The organism is Polaribacter sp. (genome assembly GCF_965656025.1).
GTDB lineage: Bacteria > Bacteroidota > Bacteroidia > Flavobacteriales > Flavobacteriaceae > Polaribacter.
Genome location: NZ_CBFHJT010000021.1, coordinates 18,879 through 39,107 on the forward strand (window position 1 = coordinate 18,879; position 20,229 = coordinate 39,107).

The following is a 20,229-nucleotide window of genomic DNA, read 5'->3' on the forward strand; positions in this document are numbered from 1 at the left end:
AAAAAAACACTTTTTATGTTTGTTGAAAGTACTTTATAAATTTACGACAAAAATCAAGTAAAATAAACCATTATTATTTGTTTATTTTTGTAAAAAATCTAGATATGAGTGCACTAATTATTGAAGTAGAAAAGTATGTTTTTAACTTGCTAAGTGAAAAATTACATGCAAATCACTTATATCATAATTTGGCGCACACCCAAAGAGTTGTAATAAAATGCAAGGAAATTGCAGAAAATATGGAGGTTGCTACAACAGCATCTGAAAATTTAGAAATTGCTGCTTGGTTTCATGATACGGGTTATGTAGAAGGTTACAAAAATCACGAAGAAAATAGTGTAAAAATTGCTACTGATTTTTTAACTTCTAAAAAAATTGCATCAAAAAGAATCACAGAGATATCTAATCTTATTTTAGCGACTAAAATGAATCATTTGCCACAAAATGATTTAGAAAAAATTATTAAAGATGCAGATTCTTCTCATTTAGCATCATCTAAATTTTCTAATTATACAGCTTTGTTAAGAAAAGAGTGGGAGTTGTGTTTAGATACGGTATATACCAATGCAGAATGGTTGGCGGTTAATTTATCTTTTTTAACCCGTAAACACAGATATTACACAGATTTTGCGCTAAAAAACTGGAGTAAAAACAAAGAAAAAAATATAGCTAAAACTTTAAAAAATCAAAAAAAATTAAAGAAAGAAAATAGGAAATTTAAACAAAAAAAGGTAGCCTTAGAGTTAAAGAAAAATAAGAGTATTGTACCAGAACGTGGCGTAGAAACTATGTTTAGGGTCGCACTTAGAAACCACATGACTTTAAGTAATATTGCAGATACCAAAGCCAATATTTTATTGTCTGTAAATGCCATCATTATTTCTTTGGCTTTGTCTAATTTGTTGCCGAAATTAGATAATCCTTCAAACGCACACCTTTTAATACCTACTGTTATTTTTGTTTGTTTTACAGTGGTATCTATTGTGTTATCTATAATTGCAACCAGACCCAATATTACAGAAGGTAAGTTTACCAAGCAAGATGTTGCTAATAAAAAAGTAAACTTGTTGTTTTTTGGTAATTTTCATCAAATGCAATTAGATGATTTTGAATGGGGTATTTCTGAAATGATGACAGACAGAGATTATCTATATGGTTCTTTAACCAAAGATTTATATTTTTTAGGCCTGGTTTTAAATAGAAAGTACAAAATTTTAAGACTTACTTACACCGTTTTTATGATCGGTATTATTGTGAGTGTAATTGCTTTTGGTGTTTCTTTTAAGTATAATGGTTTGCCTATTTAAGCTTCTATTTGCTTAATTAGATCATTAAGGGTAATGGTTTTTTGCTCATCAAAATCTTTTTGATAAATAATTTCTACTCGTAAAGCCTTTAAACCAGACACACCTTGTAAATCTTCTAACTCTAAAAACTCTATTTTACCCAATTGTTTTTTAGATTGTAAATAGTTGATGTACTTTATGTACTCTAAAGCGTCTTTGTCTTGCGAGTAAATAATAGCAATTTTGCCAGGTTGCGTAATACGTTCTTCCGTATTTTTAATATGTGCTTTGTCTATTCTTTTTTTGATGATTTCATAACGAATATTATAAGCGCCATCAACATCAAACTGTTTTTCGTCCATTCTAAATTTAATGGCTAACGGATTGCTTTGTACCAAAATTAGAGAGGCAACTCTTAAATTGTGAGGCATTTTATCTAATAAAGTATAAGCAATGTTTTCCATTTCACACATTACCTGTAATTGCCACAAACGCAAGTTGTACAAATACAACTCATCAAAATTTTTACTGTTGGTAATAGAAGCACCAATGTACATGTTAAATTCTACACCATCTGTCTTGTAACGCTCAAAATAATGAGGAAACATATTTTGCGCATCTTTTTGCCTTCTATCTATAAATTTCGCCAATTTTTCGTTGATAAGATTCACGCTTTTCTCGTAATCTTTTCTTTTTTCATACACCACGTTTAAATTTTCATCTAAACGATTCATGTAAATAGCTACTTTTTTGCTAAGACTTTTTGTTAAGTCTTTAATGTGATTAAAAACAGGGTAAATTTCGCTTTGTAAAAAATCTAAAATTGTTACTTCATCACCAGCATTTAAATCTTTTTTAACGTCATTTAAATAGGTAGATACACGAAACATTAACTCATTATAAATGGGTAATTTTTCTTTTTGACAAGCATCTTCTAAAACAGATATTGCCAATGTAAGTTGCGTAATTAAATCTTCTTTTATGGCTTTGTTTCGTGCTTCAGAAGAGCCTTTTATATCACTTTGCCCAAAAAGAGGATACACATCATTAAAAACAATTTCGTCTAATTTAGCATTCTCATTGGTTTGAGATTCTAGATGAAATTTTTCTGCTGCTTGATAAAAACGCCATTTTACAGAGTTGTGTATAGAGGTGTAATTTTCTTGTATGGTTGCCTCTAATACATTTTGTCGTTCTTCGGAAGTTCTTTTAACAGCAGCTTCAAAAACAGGAATGATGTCTTTTAACTTGTTAATATTTACCGAATTTAAATCGTAGGCTTTTGGTGATGCGATTTCTAACAAGGCTAAATCTCCATTTTTAGAAGCTTTTATCGGTATTAGAATAATACTTCGAATGCCACCATCGTATAAATTTTGATAAAAATTATTTTTATTGGTTTTAAGACCATATTCCTCAATGTCTGAAATGACAAAAGTTTGATGCTCTACAAAAACTTTTTGCATAATTCCATCGCAAAAATAACCTGAAGAACAATTAATTTCTTCTTTATTGTTTAAAACAATACTGTTTGATTTATTAACAACAGTTTCACACAATTTCTCATTGATATTGTCAAAGATGGAATAGCCCAATTTTAAATCTTTTAAGCTATAAAAATCTCTTAAGTTTTTTTGAAGTTTAAAGATTAAATTATCTCCACTAGCCAATAAGTTGGCTTTTATTTCAGAGAGCATTTCCTCTGAAGTAACATCAAACAGATTTATAATACCAAACCCCTTAAAAATATAGCTTTCTGGTGGAAATTTTTCTTTCCATAAATTGATGTTATCAAAATTATTTAAAAGCTCTCTAAAATCTTCTTTTGTGATTTTAGGTGCTTTTTCTGTAGGAATGATGTCAGAAAAATCTCCATTAAAAGCAACTCGGTAATATTTCATTGTACCCGTTGTTTTGTCTGGTATATCAAAATAAAAAGGTCTTTTGGTATCTATTTTATAATCATAAACAAAAGCTAAAATAAAGGTACATGCCATTATGTACATGCTTTCGTCTTCGAAGTTTCTTACATTAAATTCGTAATCTTCACCTGCATTGTCTAAAATATTTTTAAAACGTTCAGAAAATTTAAAGGAAGCAAAAGAAAAAGGGATGCAAGCTGCTTTTATTTCGTTTAACTTTAAAGGTTCTGGAAATAAAGGCTCTAATAAAAGATTTACTTGTTTTTTATATTTTTCTAATAAAGTATAGTCTGAAAAACCATCATTCAGTTCTGGATATTGATTAAAGATATCAATCATTTTTAATGCAGAACTATGAAACGGATGAGCCTTATGTTTTTCTGATCCAAATTTTTCAAAATGAGTAAATATCTTTTGAAAAGAGATATTTAGTTGCATTGGCAACTCAATTTTTTCTATATCATTTGGTTCTATAATTCTCATTCTTTCGATTTTTACAAATTTACAAAATTGTAAGTCGATAGTCGAATTTGTAAAGAATTACTTACTTTTAATAAGTTAAAGTTTTATGTGAAATTTTATTTCTGCCTAAAATAAATAGTAATTGGCACTCCAGAAAAGTCGTAAATCTCACGTAATTTATTTTCTATAAAACGTTTGTAAGGATCTCTAACATACTGAGGTAGATTACAGAAAAATGCAAATTGAGGTGTTTGTGTAGGCAACTGCATACAGTATTTAATTTTTACAAATTTCCCTTTTGTTGCGGGTGGTGGATAGCTTTTTACCACATCTAACATTACATCATTTAACTTACTTGTAGGTATTTTGTTTTTTCTTTTATCAAAAACTTCTACAGCAGTTTCTATGGCTTTAAAAATTCTTTGTTTTGTTAATGCAGAAATAAACACAATAGGTACATCTGTAAATGGTTCTATTTGTTTTCTAACCATGGCTTCAAAATCGCGCATGGTATTGGTTTCTTTTTCAACCAAATCCCACTTATTAATTAAAATGACAACTCCTTTTCTGTTTTTTTCTGCCAACCAAAAAATATTTTGGTCTTGCCCTTCAAAACCACGAGTTGCATCTACAACTAAAACAATTACATCAGAATATTCTATAGAACGCACTGCACGCATTACTGAATAAAACTCTAAATCTTCTTTAACCTTAGATTTTTTTCTGATTCCTGCAGTATCTACCAAGTTAAAATCGAATCCAAATCTGTTGTACTTTGTGTCGATGGAATCTCTGGTAGTTCCAGCAATATTGGTAACAATATTTCTGTCTTCGCCAATTAAAGCGTTTATAAAAGAAGATTTCCCTGCATTTGGTCTACCTACAACTGCAAATCTTGGCAACTCTTCTTTATCTAAGTCTATTTCTTCCGGTTCGGGCATTTTTTCTGCAATGGCGTCTAATAAATCCCCAGTTCCACTTCCATTAATGGATGATATTGTATGATAGTCGCCCAAACCTAAGTTGTAAAATTCTACTGCATCAGCATCACGCATTGCGTTATCTACCTTGTTAACCGTTAAAAATATAGGTTTTTTTACTTTTCTAAGCAGTTTTGCAACTTCTGCATCCATTGGTGTAATGCCTTCCTCAACATCAACTACAAAAACAATAATGTCTGCTTCTTCAATGGCTAAAGCAACTTGTTTTCTAATTTCCTCTTCAAAAATATCATCAGAACCAATGGCATAACCACCTGTATCTATTACAGAAAACTCTTTACCATTCCAATCAGATTTTCCATAATGTCTATCTCTTGTAACACCACTTACAGAGTCTACAATAGCTTCTCTGCGCTGCACAAGTCTGTTAAAAAGTGTCGACTTTCCTACATTTGGTCTTCCTACAATGGCAACAATACTATTCATGTGTTTAATATTTTTTGCAAAGATACAATTTACTATATGATATTTTATTGTAAATTTAGAGTTATAAAATGCTTTTTTTGTGAATAAAAAAAAGAATCTTTTAATAGAAAAAAGAAATAGCGAGCTTTTTTTAAGGCCTCGGTTTTCTATTGATTTAGCAGAGAATTACACGGATGTTTTAGAACGGTTTTCTGCTGAATTTAAAAAAGACGACACTAATTTTAGAGGTAGTATTGTAGATGGACATATTTTTATTTCTGTACGTAAAAAAGAAGAACATTTCTGGTCTCCACAATTGCATTTAGAGGTTTTAGAGGTTTCTGAAAATAATTGCGAACTAAAAGGTCTTTTTGGACCGAAACCTCAAGTTTGGACGCTTTTTATGTTTGTTCATTTTGTGATTGGAATTTTATTTATTGGTTTTTGTGCTTTATTGTACACAAAAATATCTTTAAATGAATCACTTTTTTTTCCAATAATTATGCTTGTTTTTCTTCCATTATTTTGGATTTTACTATATTTCTTAGGAAAAATAGGTAAAGAAACAGGAAAGCCTCAAATGAAAAAATTACATGATTTTATGATCAAGAATATTTAATTATAATGATTGTTATTTTTGATTGTAACCAAAACGCTTTAATTGAATTTTATCACTACGCCAATTTTTATTCACTTTTACAAAAAGTTCAATAAATACTTTTTTCTGAAAAAAGCGTTCTAAATCTTTTCTAGCTTCTGCGCCAACACGTTTAATTGCGGTTCCTTTATGGCCAATTATAATTCCTTTTTGAGTGTCTCTTTCCACCATAATAACAGACCGTATTCTAACAATGTTTTCTTCTTCAATAAAACTTTCTGTTTCTACTTCTACTGAATAGGGAATTTCTTTTTTGTAATGCATTAGAATTTTTTCTCTAATTTTTTCATTTACAAAAAAACGTTCTGATTTGTCTGTTAATTGGTCTTTAGGGTAAAAAGGTGGGCCCTCTGGTAATAATTCTTTTATTTTATTAAAAACATCAGTTACATTAAAACCTTCTAAAGCAGAAATTACAAAAACATCGGCATTCGGTACTTCGTTTTTCCAATACTCTATTTTTTCTTCCACTATATTTTGAGAGGATTTGTCAATTTTGTTTAGTAATAGAATTATGGGAATTTCACTATGAATAATTCTGTTAAAGAAAGCTTCATTTTTAAGTTCTTTTTCACCAACTTCAACCATGTAAATTAAAATGTCTGCATCTTCAAAGGCAGATTTTACAAAATCCATCATAGAAGATTGCAGCTCATAGGCAGGTTTTATAATTCCTGGAGTATCGGAAAATACAATCTGGTGATGCTCATCATTTACAATTCCTAAGATTCGATGTCTTGTGGTTTGTGCTTTTGGAGTGATAATAGAGAGTTTTTCGCCCACCAAAGCATTCATTAAGGTAGATTTACCAACGTTAGGATTTCCAATAATATTAACAAAACCGGCTTTATGTATCATTTTGCAAAGGTAATTACTTTTTGTAGTTGATTAGAATTAAGTGTATTAAAAAATAATTAAAATAAAGTTTGGATAATACTTACTTTGTGTTGTATATTTGCAGTCCAAATCGCGGGATAGAGCAGTAGGTAGCTCGTCGGGCTCATAACCCGAAGGTCACTGGTTCGAGTCCAGTTCCCGCTACTAATTCAAGTCGTTATAAAACAACAGTTTAGGTCTCTAAACTGTTTTTTTATGCAATCAATTCAAGAATTAATTACCTTTACTACAAAAATTGAACACGATTTGGAACACGATTTAAAAGTTTTACCACTTTTTTCCTCCCCAAAAATTTACACGGCAAAAGGAGATTTATCCAAACGCTGGTATGTATATTTTTCTTTTAGAAACCCAGAAACAGGAAAACTAATTAGAATGGCAAATATATACGGTAAAGTAAACCAATATAAGACTAAAGAAGCCAGAATGAGTGTTTTATCTTCTTATCGAAAAAACCTCATAATTTTACTAAGAAAAGGGTATAATCCATTTACAGATAATAACGAGCTGTATACCAAATTGAAAAATTCTAATAAAGAAAAAGAAATAGAAAATGAGGTTGAAGAAAAGGCTATTTCATCATCTCTAAACAATGCAATACAGTCAGCAATACAAGAAGCAATATCACAGAAAGGTATTGCAAATCCAGTGCAATACAAAAGTGATAAGGGAAAAACAGCTTCTAATACCAAAGAAAATGCTAAAAAAGTTAAAACAAAAACAATAGAAAAAAGTATTGCTAAGCAAGTAGAGAAAACAAAAGTATATGAGGAGCAGGGGCTTTCAATTGAAAAAGCTTTTAATTTTGCCCTAGATTTAAAAGAAAAAGAGGTTAGTGAGAGAACGATAAGAGATTATAGAAGAAAAATAAAACTCTTTATTATTTGGATGGAGGAAAAGTATCCTAATATAAAATTTATTAAACAAATTTCAAGAAAAAATTTGATAGAATATTTAAACTCGATTCTATTAAAAACGAGTGCAAGAAATCGAAACAATTTTAGAACAGAGCTAGGTAGTGTATTTCAAGTTTTAAAGAATAATGAATTAATAACTGAAAACTATATACAAAGTATTCCTGTTTTAAAATCAAAACCAGAGAGAAATAAAACCTATACTTTAAAAATACAAGAAAGTATTTTTAGCTATTTAGAAAAAGAAGATCCACATTTATTATTATTTATAAAATTTGTTTCTTATAGTTTTATTAGACCTATTGAAGTGTGTCGTTTAAAAGTAAAAGACATCAATATCAATACAAAAACAGTTCAATTTAAAGCAAAAAATAGTCCACTAAAAATAAAAATTATACCTAATATTTTATTTGATGAATTACCAGATTTGTCAAAACTAGATAAAGAATCCTTATTATTTACACCAAATATAATTGGTGGTTTTTGGAATGCAAATGAAACCAATAGAAGAGACCATTTTTCTAAAAGATTTAGAAAAGTTGTAAAAAATCATTTTAAATTGAATGAAGATTATGGAATTTATAGCTTCAGACATACCTTTATTTCAAGACTATACAGAAAATTAAGAGAAAACTCAGCTCCATTTGAAGCCAAGAGTAATTTAATGTTAATTACGGGACATACTTCTATGAGTGCTTTAGAGAAATATTTACGAGAAATTGATGCTGAATTACCAGAAGATTACTCAAAACTATTTAGATAATTATGAGTAAAAAATCAGAACAAAATACATTTGAAATTTATGAGAATTTAAGAGCAGGTTTGATGTATCCTTCTATTTTTTATATCTCAAAGGATACTGCTTTAGATTATGTTGATTATAAAGAGATTGAAGAACTCCAGAAAATAGTGCAACCCTTTGATAAATTATGGATATCCGAAAGTTTAGAAATTAATTATCATTTAGAAGCTGATTCTAACTTAACTATATTTTTAAAAAAACAAGATATTCTTAAAAAGAACTTGTTTGAATTAATGAGTTACAAACAGCTTTTAAAACCTGAAGAATTTGCTTATTTAGAAAAAAGTTATAAGGAATTTTTGTATGTCTGTATGTTTTTTTCTCAAGAAATGTTAGTTATTTTAAGGGAGTCAACAGAAAAAGAATTGACAAAATATTTACATCTTTTTGAACTACAAGATTTTCACTATCAAAAACATTTTTCTGCTATAGAAGAAGTACTTCCAACATCAAAAGAAGAAAAGAAAACTTGGTATAGACAAGAAAGTAATAGTTCTGAAGACCTAAAAGAAAAAACTCCTACCAATAATAAAGATGAAAACAAAAATAAAAAAGTAAAAAATAAAAAGGAAAAAATTATCACAGACGAAGAGTCTCAAAAGTATTTGTTAGAAACAGTTTTTAATGTTAAAACTGATTAAAAGTTGCTTTTTAATATAATTAAGCGTTAATTGTACGTACAATTAACGCTTAATTATAACAAATTATGGAGACAAAATATTATTCCTGTCTATATTGTAAAAAGGATTTTATACCAAAAAGAAGAAAAGTGCAAAAGTTTTGTAGTAATTCTTGTAGGGTTTCATTTCATCGTTTTAAAAATGTTGATGCATCTATTAAGTCAACAGAAGTTCAAATAAATAATCCCAAACAACAAACACGCCAAACAAAAATTGAAACAATAAGTGGGGCAGGAATAGCAAATGCAACAATTGGAGCTGGATTAGCTGAAATTGCAAAGAATATACTTACTAGAGAACAAAATAAACCAGCCACAAAGGGTGATATTGCAAAATTAGCAGCCCATTTAAAGCGATATCATCAAATTAAAAACTTGCCATTAAATAATTTAGGACAGTATCCTTATTTTGATTTAGATACAAATAGAGTTGTTTATTTTTCAATTAAATTTTCTATTTAACATTTTAAGTTTTAATATTTCTTTAGATTAATATTTCCGTAAAATAAATGCCGAATATTTTAATTTGAAATATCAAAATATTTTTTATCAAAATAAATGCATAATATTATTCTAAAATTGTTTTATCATTATTGTTACTAAAAACATATTTATTTATAATGTACTCAGTGATAGGTTTAAGTTCCTCCAAAGTTTCAGGGTGTATACCTCTTTGTGTAAAAAAATCTATTTTTCCTGAAGGGGATTTACCATACCAAATAATTGGATTTCCATTTTTAAAGAATTCTGTATTATTATCTACGTTTACTTTTTTAAAGTTTTCGATGTTTATTTTGTAAAAATTATTATTAATACCATCTTTAGTGTTACAAGATGAAGTTTCAAAATGATCTATATTCCAAATTATACAATTTTCAGTTTTATAGTATTTATTTAGTACAAAAAGTAACGTAAAGAAACATAAAACTAAAATAACTACTTTTTTTAATGTTTTTCTTTTTATTTCTTGGTTAGATTCAATGCTCTGGTTTAAATTGATTTTAATTGAAGATTGAATATTTTCTTTTTCAAAATCACTATAACTATTATAACCTAAATATTTTGCAATACTATTTTTCAAGTCACTTTTAGGTTCACCAGAATTATTATTTTTTCCTTCTACATATTTATTGTAGTAATTTGTTAGTGTTTTAGAAGAAACAATATTTTTCAAATTATATTTTTCGTCCAGAATTCGTTCAACAAAAAAATTAAAGCAGCCAGATTTTCTATCACTATCATTATCTTTTTCAGTTTTTAATTTTTCAAATAACTCATAGAATAATTTATTTAGCATAGCATTTTTATTGTTTTTTCAAAGTTAGAAATAATTTGGAAAATATTTTCCATCTACTTTAGAAAATCATTTCTAATTCTTTTCTAAACATTTTCTAATCAAAATATTATATCCGTTTGCATCTTTGTAAAAGAAATAATTCTGTAAAAACAAAAAGGAATTATTTCTAAAACATAGAGTAGTATAGTGTTGTTTTTTTGAATTGGGAAAACCAAATTTATAACGTTATTCTATTCTACAACTTCCCGCAAAAGAGGCGCGCGACTCTTTTAAATTTTAATGTGTTGCTATTAACAAAAATATCTAAGTAAAAAACTTAGACAGCAACACTATTGTTTAATTTTTAAAAGAAGAATCATGAAAAAAGTATTTTTATTAATTGCAATAGTATTTGCAAATAGTGTTTTTACATCTTGTACAGAATTAGATGAAAGTTTAGAAAATGATCTAATTAAATCTGAATTATTAGCCACAGATGGAGAGGAAGAGCAAGATCCACCAGAAGATGATGACGATGGTGATGGAGGAGTTACTACTGGAGGAAATTAAAAATTTTTTAAACCCAAATTTATAGTATTTTAGAGGAATGAAACGTAAAGCTTTATTCCTCTTTTATTTTATTTTTTTATTTAATAATTTTATTTTTTCATTTCAGAATAGCAATAACGGGGTTTATTTTGATAGTATTTATAAAATTGTAAGCTTTCATAGTAAAAAAAAGGACAATAAGAAGGCTTTGTTCTATTCAAGGATATTACTTAAAAAAGCTTTAGAAAACAAAAATATTAATCAAGAGGCTAAATCATATTATAAACTTGCCGATTTTTTTAGAAAGCTGAATAAAAAAGATAGTGCTTTTTATTATTACAATAAAGCAAAAAATAAATACATCCAAATAAAAGATAGTATTAATGTAGGAAAAAGTTTGTTGAATATAGCCATTATAGAATCAGATTTTGGGAGTTACTCTTCAAGTGATTCAACAGCGGTTCAAACGCTAAAGTTTCTAAATAATAAAAAGAAAAATTTTATAGCATCAACATATAACTGTTTAGCAATAAATGCAAAAAAACAATTTTTGTTTGATATAGCTATCTCTAACTACAATAAAGCTATTAAAATTTCTGATAGTAAAAGTTCCAAAAATAAGTATAAAAATAACTTAGCAAGTCTTCATATAAAATTAAGAAACTATTCAAAATCAATTTTAATATTTGAAAAACTATTAAAAAATTCTGTAATAAACAAAAAAACAAAAGCGAGAATCATAGGTAATTTAGCCTATGTAAAGTGGTTGCAAAATAAAAGACTTTTAGTCTTAGATAATTTATTACTATCAGAATCAATCTTGATTAGGGAAAAAGACAATTATGGCTTAATAGCAAGTTATAGTCATTTATCAGACTATTTTAATGAGAAGGACAAAGCTAAATCACTTTTTTATGCACAAAAAATGTACTCAAAAGCAAAAAGTGAAAATGCAATAAATGGGTTGTTAGAAGCTATAGATAGAATTATTGAACTTGAAAATTCAAAGAAAGCTATCTATTATTTAAAAGAAAGTATTCGAGTAAGAGATAGCATGCAAGTTATAAATACCAAAAGACAATACAGATTTGCAAAAATTAAATATGATTTTGAAGAGGAAGAAAAGAAGAAGTTAAAGTTCAAAAATTTAGCAATTGAAAACAAGTTAATAGCAGAACAAGAGAATAATCAAAAGAAAAATATATTCATTTTTGCAATTTTAACAACTATTGGATTTGTTTTCTACATCTACAGAAGAAAACAAAAATATAAAAAACAAATTTTACTAGAGACATATAAAACCGAAACTAGAATAGCTAAAAACTTACATGATGATTTAGGAAATGGTATTTATAACGTCATTATAAAAGTTTTAAACCCGAAATTTCAAACAGAAGAGGTTGTTAAAGATTTAGATAAAATTTATTTAAAAACACGTGAAATTTCTCACCAAAACGATGTGATTCAAACAGGTGATAAATTTGAAAATTATTTTAGAGAATTAGTATCTAATTATAATCTAAAAACCTGTAATATTATTGTAAAAGATTTACATGTTTTAGACTTAAACTTATTACCAGAACAAAAACAAATTGTAATTTATAGGGTTTTTAATGAGTTATTTGTTAATATGAAAAAACACAGTAACGCTAGTTTAGTTGTTATATCTTGTAGTAAAAAAAATAATTTTTATGAAGTTATTTATAAAGATAATGGCATTGGGTTTAAGGATAAAAACATCATTTTAAAAAATGGTCTTAAAAATATGGAAATCCGTATAAAATCAATTAAGGGAACTATTAAGTTTGATAAAAATTTAGAAAATGGTTTTAAAGCAACCATTCATTTTAAAAAATAGCAAATGTTTCAAAAAGTTTTAATAGCTGAAGATTTTGATATTATTAATAGTGGATTAAAATCTACTTTAGAAGAATTAGAAATTACTAATATTTCACAGGCTACATATTGTGATGAAGCATTGCTAAAATTAAAAAAAGCAAGATTAGAAAATAACCCATACGATTTATTAATTTCAGATTTATCTTTTCAAGAAGATCATAATCAACAAAAAATTACTTCTGGAGACCAACTAATAGAAAAAGTGAGAGAAGATTTTCCAGATTTAAAAATTATTGTTTTTTCTATAGAAGATAAACCTTTTAGAATACAGAACTTATGTAATAATTTACAGATACAGGCTTATGTTTGGAAAAATAGAAATGGACAAAAGGAACTAAAAAAAGCCTTACAATACATTTACTCTAAAAGTGATTTTTATATATCAGAAGATTTACGAGAAACAATTCATCCTAAAAAACTTATTGAAATTACAGATTACGATATCAAAATAATTAAACATCTTTCTGAGGGTATTTTGCAAGACAATTTACCTGAAATTTTTGCTGAAGAAGAAATAAAACCAGCAAGTAAAAGCTCTATTGAAAAAAGGTTAAAATTTTTAAAAGAACATTTTAACGCCAATAATCCTACACATTTGGTAGCTATAGCTAAAGATTTTGGTTTAGTTTAGAAACGCTTTTTTATTATAATTCACTTAGGCTACGGATTTCCGTAGTCTTTTTTTGTTTACACTAACTATTTTTGGGTATAGTTAAAACTATTAATTATTGGTAAAAGAATAGAAAAAGTTGTCTTGTCATATGTAGTAGCACATTTTAAAAAAATGGAAGAATATGAAAAAAATTATACTATCAGGAATAATTTGTATGTTAACCACATTTGCTTTTGGACAATTTCACGTCTCAACAAATTCGAGAATTGACTATACTTGGGATAAAGAAAGTGAAGATTGGCAATATAAAAGCAAAGACGAAGAATCTCTAACTTTTTTTGAATTTAATAAAGAGTTCACTATGGTTAAGCATACTACTTCATTATCGACATCAGGATATTTAATTAAATCACAAGAACACGATGAAGAAAATGAAAACAACCAATATATTTTTTCAGTCGTTAGCGATGTGGGAAATAAATATATTATGATTTATGATGTAAAAAATGAAAATATTCGATTTATACCTGATGATTTTTCAAAAATGATAAAATTTAAAATAAAAAGCTCTTGGTCAGATGAATAAATATTTAATATTTTTTATTGGTTTAGTATTAGCTTCAATTACTAATGGACAAACGCTTCATCTTTATGGAGGTAATAATCACGACGTATATTTAGGATGTTTAAATTGTGACAGTTATGACAGTAATTCTATTTGGAACGAATACGGAACTTATGGAAATAGTTACAATTCAAAATCTATTTGGAATGAATATGGAACTTACGGAAACGAATACAATTCTAATTCGCCTTGGAATGAATACTCAAATGATTCGCCTGTTGTAGTAGACAAAGATGGGGATTTTTATGGCTATTTCACACTGAATGGGTATAGATCAAAAAGAGCTGACTTTAAACTTGCTTTAACAATTTATAAATATTATGACCTGATAAGAGACGATGTTGGGAAATGGTATGATAAAATATTTGAATAAAAAAAGTGCTACAACACCATGTATAATTTATTGCTGGTTTTAGCCTACTTATTAAAATCCTCGGGGATTTTCTATTCGGTTTTTATTTGCTAATTAGGTGCTTAAATACGCCACAATCATACACAAAACCTTTACCTGCAACCTGAATAAAAGCAAACTAATATAAAAATAGAATATGTGGTATAAAATAATTGAAATTACAGAATGGTTTGGCGAAATGACCGAACGTTATAGATTAGTAAAAGATTTTAATCGAGCAGCAAAATATTCTTTTATACAAGGAATTTCACCAACACTTCTTGAAGCAAAAATTACAAGAGGAGAAAGTGCATATAAACACGCATTTTCAAAATGGATGGGAGGAGGATTTAGAATAAAGGCACTTTCTGGAAGACCTTTAGAAAGAAGTGAGTTAATTGAAATAGGACGTGTGGTTCTTGATAATGAAGAACTTACAAGAAAAATGGTTTCGTTAGGTTGGGACACATTGGAAGTCCATTCTAACAAAGGATTTAGAGGTGCAAAATGGGCTTTAAAAGAACACGCTAATATTGGAGGTTTCTTAAATTAAGATTATGATAAATTTCATTACACAATTACAGAAAGATAGTTTGACTATTACAGATATTTCTCAAAAAACTGAAAATATTGCGAATAATATTGACAATTCAATTTCAATTTGGTTGTGGATTGCATTAATAGAATTAACAATAATTCTATTCTTAACTTTTAAGTTACGTAAAAAGAAAAGCAATTTAGATTTTTCAGACTTAACAAAAGACAATATCAAATCTGCAAAATCAACCAATATTGATATGACTAATTTAATGAACAGTATAAATGGTTCAAAAGACCTTTATAAAAAATTAAGTAGATTATGTCATCCAGATAGATTTGTTAACTCTGATAAACATCAATTAGCAGAGAAAATTTTCCAAGAAATATCAAAAAACAAAAGAGATTTCAATAAATTATCAGAATTGAAACAAAAAGCAATAAGCGAATTAAAAATTAGTTTTAAACAAAAATAAAATGGATCAAGGAGTTGTAGTAATACTTATATTAATATTAAGAATTGTTGGTATTTTAGTTTGTGTAAACAAAGCAAAAGAATTAAACAGAAGTACTGGGGGTTGGGGATTTTTTGGATTTATTTCACCTATTTTGGCAATGATTTGGATTCATTGTATGAAACCCGTAACAACTTGGGACAAGAATGTAGATATAAACGAAAAATAAAAAACACTGATTTGCCATCAAACACAGAAAAAATAATAAAAAACTTTATATTCAAGGCAACAGAATAGTATTTATGAAAAACCTTGTTTTAATCATTTTAATTTTAAGTATATCTTCAGCTTATCAAACTAAAGAAAAAGATGTTTTTATTTGCACTAGTAAATCAAGTAAAAGATATCACTTAAAAAAAGATTGCAGAGGTATAAAAAAATGTAAAAGTAAAATAAAAACGATTAGCAAGAAAAAAGCAAAAAATGTGGGTAGAACTCTTTGTAAGTTAGAACAAAAAAGTAAATAACTATTTTTCAATTTTTAAATAACAATTCTGATACTACTGGTAAATGATCTGAGATTTTTCTTGCTTTTTTTAGATTTTTACATTCATTTATAAAATTTATTACGTAAGCTTTTTCTTGCTTAAAATATGCTTTATTAAAATAGATGTTATCAATTGGGTAATTTAAATAATTACCATCTACACATTTTCTTTTTAAAGTGGTTGGTTGGTTTTTAACTGCTGATATAAATCCCATTTTATATAATGGATTCCAGACTGTATGTTTTTCATTCAAATTAAAATCACCTAAAAAAATTATGTTTTCAGATTTGAATCGTTTAGGGTAATATTTAAAATTTGAAATTTCCATTTCTGGATGTTTGTTATAAGTTCTGGCATGCATGTTTACAGTAAAGAATGAAGTCTTATTTTTTTTCCACTCAAACAAAGCAATGTAGGGTTCTCGTTCTATTTTAGAAGCAAGTTTCTTGTCTAAAGAAGGTTTTTTTTGGAGTCGTATTTTACTTGTCTTCCAAAAAAAAGCATAACGTTCGCTTGCATAGTTGGAAGAACTATTAGTAGGATTACTAATGCTGTAATCCCATTTGCTTCCCATTCGATTCAGAGCATCAGCAATAATAGCAACAGCTCTTGCTCCAGCAGGATCTTTTGCAACCACTTCTTGTATTGCAATTAAATCGTAATCCTTTAAAATTTTTACAATAAATTGTATTTCTTGATTGTTCTTGCTTCTTCCTAAATCTTGGATATTCCAAGTCAAAACTTTAAGCATATTTTTTTCGGAATTAACTACTTTTTGAAATGCATTTATTTGCTCGATTGAAAGGAGAAGAACAGCAATAAAAACTTTGAACAAAATATTTTTCATTGTTTTGGATTTCTAAAAAAACGGTACACATTTATAACGTTCTAAAAAACGAATATTCACATTAAAGTCGTAAGAAATAGAGAATTCGTGAATGCCTCCAGTATTTAAAAGTTTAGTGGTATTTACATCATAAGAGTAACCAAATCTAAAACCATTCCAACGGACTCCTGCAAATGCACTTATAGCATTTAAGAAATTACTTTGGTTAGTGGTTTTTAATGGAGAAGTAAAGCCAATAATTCCCAAGGAAAATCGGTCATCAACAACATATTGTAAGCCTAAATCGAGACGATTAAATTTACCTTGTGACATGAAATTGGTAATTAAAAAGAGTTTACTCATCCCAATAAAATCATTTCTATAATTATTAAAAATAGGTAGTAGAATATTCGCATGTGTTGAAAAGAATATGTCTAAAGGTATATTTCCATTTTCAGTTAGAGAAATATTTGGTTTGTTGAGGTGCTTCACAGTCAAACCAATCCAAGAATCTTCATTATTGAACAAAATAGAAGAACTAAAGTCAAAGAAATTCCTTCTAGACCTTAATAATAATGGGTCTAAACTAGAAGTATTGATGACACCACCACTTATATTAATTTGATCTTCTAAAAGTAAATTTTGAAAGCCATAATTTTTCATTCCATATCCTACAGAAATACTTGGTCTAAAATACCAAGAATCACTAATTTGAAATGCCATAGAGTAGTTAAAATTAATTTGGTTAAAAGTATAGGTAGAGGCACTTTCAGTTTGATTTAAAAATGAAATACCTAAACCTGTTTTATACCTCTCAAACCAAGTGTCAAAAAAAACAAAATTTGAGTTTGTTTTAAATGCAGAATTTCGCCATTGCGAACGATGTACACTTCCCATTTTAGATGATCTTAAAGCGCCTGTAAACGATGTGTTTAAAGTTTCAGGAACCAAAAAGTTTTGCGAAAAAATAACATCTTGTGCAAACAAACCATTTACAGAAAAAACCAATAAAACTAAAATCAAAAATCGTTTCATATTATTTCAGCAGTGTTATTGGAGTAGAGGTGGAAATGGGTTTATCATAAAAAGTGATACCATTTACAACCATTACATAATTTCCGTTTTCTACAGTTGTATCTTTCAAAGTTCCATCCCAGCCTTTCAATTCAGTTCCTTTTTCAGAATAAATAAGTACCCCCCAACTATTATAGATAGTCATTTCAATTTCTTTAAAACCTTTAAAATTTGGTCGAATTGTTTCATTATAACCATCTCCATTAGGGGTAAAAGCAGTGGGATTTATTAAGGTATATCCAATAGTGATTTGTACATTTCTTTCAATTGTATAAATACACCCCGATTCATATTCTATTGTTAGAATTACTGTGTAATTACCCACTGAATCATATGTGTGTACTGGATTTTCTTCTTTTATGGTAGGGCTATCATCTCCAAAATCCCAACTGATATTATTAATATTACCCGTACTAAGATTAGTAAATTGAATAGGATCGTTAATAGATAAAAGGTCATAAGTAGTTAAAGCAAAAGCATCGAATCTAAAATCTTGGCTTCCAATTCTTGGGATATTATTTATTAAAATCGATTTTGTAAAGTCACAACCATTGTTGTCTGTAACAGTCAAAACATAAGAACCTTCTTGATTTGTGGTCATAACTTCATTGTTAGAACCTGTTATTGTTCCTGAAGACCAATTTAATGTATGTGGTAAAAAACCACCTGAAACTTGAGCTTCAATTTTTTTAGTAACTGTTTTTGTCTCACAATTAGTAATAAAAGATTCAATGAAATTAATTTCAACCGGGGTTTGTCTAAATATATTAAACTGTCTTTCAATGCTACAGCCATTTATGTCTGTAATTACCACTGAATAATCTCCTTGGGGAATGTCATTTAAATCTTCTGTGATTTCATTATTACTCCATAAAAAAGTATAAGGTGCTGTGCCTCCAGAAACCTCCAAGTCAATACTTCCACTGTTTTCAATATTACAATCAATGGCATCTATAACAGTAGAAGTAACAGCTATAGCAGGTGGATTTGTAAATGTAAATGTTTCTGTAATTGGACATTGGTTGATATCACTATCAATAATAGTAACTGTATACGTACCTGGAGAAAGATTATTTCTTTGAACTCCTGCAGTAGCATCATCACTCCAAGTTACAGAAAAAGGAGCAATGCCTCCTGTTAAGTTTAGATCTACAGAGCCATCATTTTCTCCATTACAGGTAATAGGTGTAACTACTGGGTCAATAAAAAAGAGTGGTTGTTCGATAACAATTGGTAGTTGTTTTACGCAATTATTAGCATCTGTAATAGTTGCTGTATAAGTACCTGCAGTTAAATTAGACTGCGAAAATCCGTTCGCTAAATTACTCCACGAAATTTGATAAGGTGCTGCGCCTCCTGATACAGTTACATCAATGGCACCATCAGCTTCTCCATAACAAGTAACATCGACTTTAGAATAATTAATGATAACTTCAGGTGATTGATTAATATTAATGCTATTGGAAGTCGTACAACCTTGATTATCTGTAACTGCTACAGTGTAGGTTCCAGCAGTTAAATTATTAATATTTTTTGAAGAACTAGTAAATCCATTAGGACCAGACCAATTGTATTGATAATCAAAAATACCAGGAGAAACTTCTATTTTTGTACCTCCAGTAACATTAATTTCAATGACACCAGTAGCTTCACCAAAGCATAAGACATCTCTTGTAAACGTTGGTTCTATTTTTAATCCTTCTGGTTCTGTCAACTGAAAACTTGAAGAAACTGAGCAATTATTGTTATCAATAATTTCAAGAGTATAATTGCCTGCTGTTAATGTATTTTGGTTTTTTACATTGGGTACAATTCCATTGCCATTTGTAGTACTCCAATTATATGCATATGGCGGTGTTCCTCCAGAAATGGTAACTTCAATAGCGCCATCATTTCCTTGAAAACAGGAAATGTCTTTTTCTAAGTCACTACTAATCGACAGTAATACTGGTTGAGTTATGTTCCATTCTTCAGTAATAAAAAAACCAGTACTATCCTCAATTCTTAAAGTATAAAGACCTGCTGATAAGTTAGAAATCGTTGAATCTGTGGATGAATATCCATTAGGTCCTGACCAAGTAATTAGGTAAGGCTCTCCTGTGGAAAAGGGAATCCCACCTTCAATAGATGTAGATATGGCACCATCATTTGCTTCAAAACAACTAAGATTAGTTACTATTGCGTTAGACGATATATTGGGGTTAACTGTAACTTCCAAAACAAAAGGACTTCCAATACATTTTGTAGTTGCTGGTGTTATTGTATAAGTAACAACCACTGCAGAGGTACTAGTATTTTCTAATGTTTGGCTTATCAAGTTTTGAGGATTAACATTTGCAGATGCACCTAAAATTGAGCCTCCTGGAGCAAAAGTAGGAGCAGCCCAAGTATATTGTGTTCCATTTGGAAC

General features: G+C 28.3%; 20 protein-coding genes and 1 tRNA gene. 14 read left to right on the plus strand and 7 right to left on the minus strand.

All coding sequences use genetic code 11. The annotated features are described in order from the left end of the window. The first annotated feature begins 104 nt into the window (after nucleotides 1-104). On the plus strand, nucleotides 105-1,307 hold the full coding sequence (locus ACTG3S_RS05845) for a Pycsar system effector family protein (RefSeq protein ID WP_439128431.1): 1,203 nt from the start codon (nucleotides 105-107) through the stop codon (nucleotides 1,305-1,307). Here ACTG3S_RS05845 and ACTG3S_RS05850 read toward each other — a convergent pair. Together ACTG3S_RS05850 and der are read right to left on the minus strand one after the other, a co-directional pair. After that, nucleotides 1,304-3,691 (minus strand): GAF domain-containing protein, encoded by a 2,388-nt coding sequence (locus ACTG3S_RS05850; RefSeq protein ID WP_439128432.1) that lies wholly within the window; start codon nucleotides 3,689-3,691, stop codon nucleotides 1,304-1,306. The two genes, ACTG3S_RS05845 and ACTG3S_RS05850, sit on opposite strands and share 4 nt — an antisense overlap. Nucleotides 3,692-3,786: 95 nt before the next feature. Beyond that, nucleotides 3,787-5,097: a ribosome biogenesis GTPase Der gene (der, locus tag ACTG3S_RS05855; RefSeq protein ID WP_439128433.1), complete on the minus strand. Its 1,311-nt coding sequence runs from the start codon at nucleotides 5,095-5,097 to the stop codon at nucleotides 3,787-3,789. 79 nt (nucleotides 5,098-5,176) lie between these two features. Between der and ACTG3S_RS05860 the strand changes: the two genes are divergently transcribed. Next, nucleotides 5,177-5,695: a GTP-binding protein gene (locus ACTG3S_RS05860; protein WP_439128434.1), complete on the plus strand. Its 519-nt coding sequence runs from the start codon at nucleotides 5,177-5,179 to the stop codon at nucleotides 5,693-5,695. A gap of 12 nt (nucleotides 5,696-5,707) precedes the next feature. Here the strand turns inward: ACTG3S_RS05860 and era are convergent, their stop codons facing one another. Next, complete coding sequence (gene era / locus ACTG3S_RS05865; RefSeq protein WP_439128435.1) at nucleotides 5,708-6,592, minus strand: GTPase Era; 885 nt, start codon at nucleotides 6,590-6,592, stop codon at nucleotides 5,708-5,710. A gap of 110 nt (nucleotides 6,593-6,702) precedes the next feature. On the opposite strand from era, the gene ACTG3S_RS05870 reads away from it, so the two are divergent. The 4 genes from ACTG3S_RS05870 (at nucleotide 6,703) to ACTG3S_RS05885 (ending at nucleotide 9,488) form a co-directional block, all read left to right on the plus strand. After that, nucleotides 6,703-6,775 (plus strand) — tRNA-Met (locus ACTG3S_RS05870). 51 nt (nucleotides 6,776-6,826) lie between these two features. Then, the gene (locus ACTG3S_RS05875) at nucleotides 6,827-8,308 is read left to right on the plus strand and encodes a tyrosine-type recombinase/integrase (RefSeq protein WP_439128436.1); all 1,482 of its coding nucleotides are present in this window, start codon (nucleotides 6,827-6,829) and stop codon (nucleotides 8,306-8,308) included. A gap of 2 nt (nucleotides 8,309-8,310) precedes the next feature. After that, on the plus strand, nucleotides 8,311-8,988 hold the full coding sequence (locus ACTG3S_RS05880; RefSeq protein ID WP_439128437.1) for a hypothetical protein: 678 nt from the start codon (nucleotides 8,311-8,313) through the stop codon (nucleotides 8,986-8,988). Nucleotides 8,989-9,053: 65 nt separating this feature from the next. Further along, entirely contained in the window at nucleotides 9,054-9,488 is a 435-nt protein-coding gene (locus ACTG3S_RS05885) for a hypothetical protein (protein ID WP_439128438.1), read from the plus strand. A 106-nt stretch (nucleotides 9,489-9,594) separates the two neighbouring features. Here the strand turns inward: ACTG3S_RS05885 and ACTG3S_RS05890 are convergent, their stop codons facing one another. After that, complete coding sequence (locus tag ACTG3S_RS05890) at nucleotides 9,595-10,323, minus strand: hypothetical protein (RefSeq protein ID WP_439128439.1); 729 nt, start codon at nucleotides 10,321-10,323, stop codon at nucleotides 9,595-9,597. 357 nt (nucleotides 10,324-10,680) lie between these two features. Here ACTG3S_RS05890 and ACTG3S_RS05895 point away from each other — a divergent pair, with 357 nt between their 5' ends. The 8 genes from ACTG3S_RS05895 to ACTG3S_RS05930 all read left to right on the plus strand — a co-directional run bounded on the left by ACTG3S_RS05895 (nucleotide 10,681) and on the right by ACTG3S_RS05930 (nucleotide 15,600). Next, nucleotides 10,681-10,872, plus strand: a complete 192-nt coding sequence (locus ACTG3S_RS05895; protein ID WP_439128440.1) for a hypothetical protein — start codon at nucleotides 10,681-10,683, stop codon at nucleotides 10,870-10,872. Nucleotides 10,873-10,909: 37 nt separating this feature from the next. Continuing rightward, the gene (locus ACTG3S_RS05900; RefSeq protein WP_439128441.1) at nucleotides 10,910-12,709 is read left to right on the plus strand and encodes a hypothetical protein; all 1,800 of its coding nucleotides are present in this window, start codon (nucleotides 10,910-10,912) and stop codon (nucleotides 12,707-12,709) included. A 3-nt stretch (nucleotides 12,710-12,712) separates the two neighbouring features. Next, a complete protein-coding gene (locus ACTG3S_RS05905) occupies nucleotides 12,713-13,381 on the plus strand; it encodes a response regulator (protein ID WP_439128442.1) in 669 nt (222 codons plus the stop codon). A 163-nt stretch (nucleotides 13,382-13,544) separates the two neighbouring features. After that, on the plus strand, nucleotides 13,545-13,949 hold the full coding sequence (locus ACTG3S_RS05910; RefSeq protein WP_439128443.1) for a hypothetical protein: 405 nt from the start codon (nucleotides 13,545-13,547) through the stop codon (nucleotides 13,947-13,949). Beyond that, nucleotides 13,942-14,361, plus strand: a complete 420-nt coding sequence (locus ACTG3S_RS05915; RefSeq protein ID WP_439128444.1) for a hypothetical protein — start codon at nucleotides 13,942-13,944, stop codon at nucleotides 14,359-14,361. The genes ACTG3S_RS05910 and ACTG3S_RS05915 overlap by 8 nt, the downstream gene beginning before the upstream one ends. A 175-nt stretch (nucleotides 14,362-14,536) precedes the next feature. After that, on the plus strand, nucleotides 14,537-14,932 hold the full coding sequence (locus ACTG3S_RS05920; protein ID WP_439128445.1) for a hypothetical protein: 396 nt from the start codon (nucleotides 14,537-14,539) through the stop codon (nucleotides 14,930-14,932). Nucleotides 14,933-14,936: 4 nt separating this feature from the next. Next, the gene (locus ACTG3S_RS05925; RefSeq protein ID WP_439128446.1) at nucleotides 14,937-15,392 is read left to right on the plus strand and encodes a hypothetical protein; all 456 of its coding nucleotides are present in this window, start codon (nucleotides 14,937-14,939) and stop codon (nucleotides 15,390-15,392) included. 1 nt (nucleotide 15,393) lies between these two features. Then, on the plus strand, nucleotides 15,394-15,600 hold the full coding sequence (locus tag ACTG3S_RS05930; protein ID WP_439128447.1) for a hypothetical protein: 207 nt from the start codon (nucleotides 15,394-15,396) through the stop codon (nucleotides 15,598-15,600). 305 nt (nucleotides 15,601-15,905) lie between these two features. Here ACTG3S_RS05930 and ACTG3S_RS05935 read toward each other — a convergent pair whose 3' ends face one another. The 3 genes from ACTG3S_RS05935 to ACTG3S_RS05945 form a co-directional block, all read right to left on the minus strand. Further along, the gene (locus ACTG3S_RS05935) at nucleotides 15,906-16,658 is read right to left on the minus strand and encodes an endonuclease/exonuclease/phosphatase family protein (protein WP_439128448.1); all 753 of its coding nucleotides are present in this window, start codon (nucleotides 16,656-16,658) and stop codon (nucleotides 15,906-15,908) included. A 120-nt stretch (nucleotides 16,659-16,778) separates the two neighbouring features. Then, a complete protein-coding gene (locus ACTG3S_RS05940) occupies nucleotides 16,779-17,780 on the minus strand; it encodes a PorP/SprF family type IX secretion system membrane protein (protein ID WP_439128449.1) in 1,002 nt (333 codons plus the stop codon). A gap of 1 nt (nucleotide 17,781) precedes the next feature. Further along, a partial coding sequence (locus tag ACTG3S_RS05945; RefSeq protein ID WP_439128450.1) for a PKD domain-containing protein occupies nucleotides 17,782-20,229 on the minus strand: 2,448 nt, incomplete at its 5' end.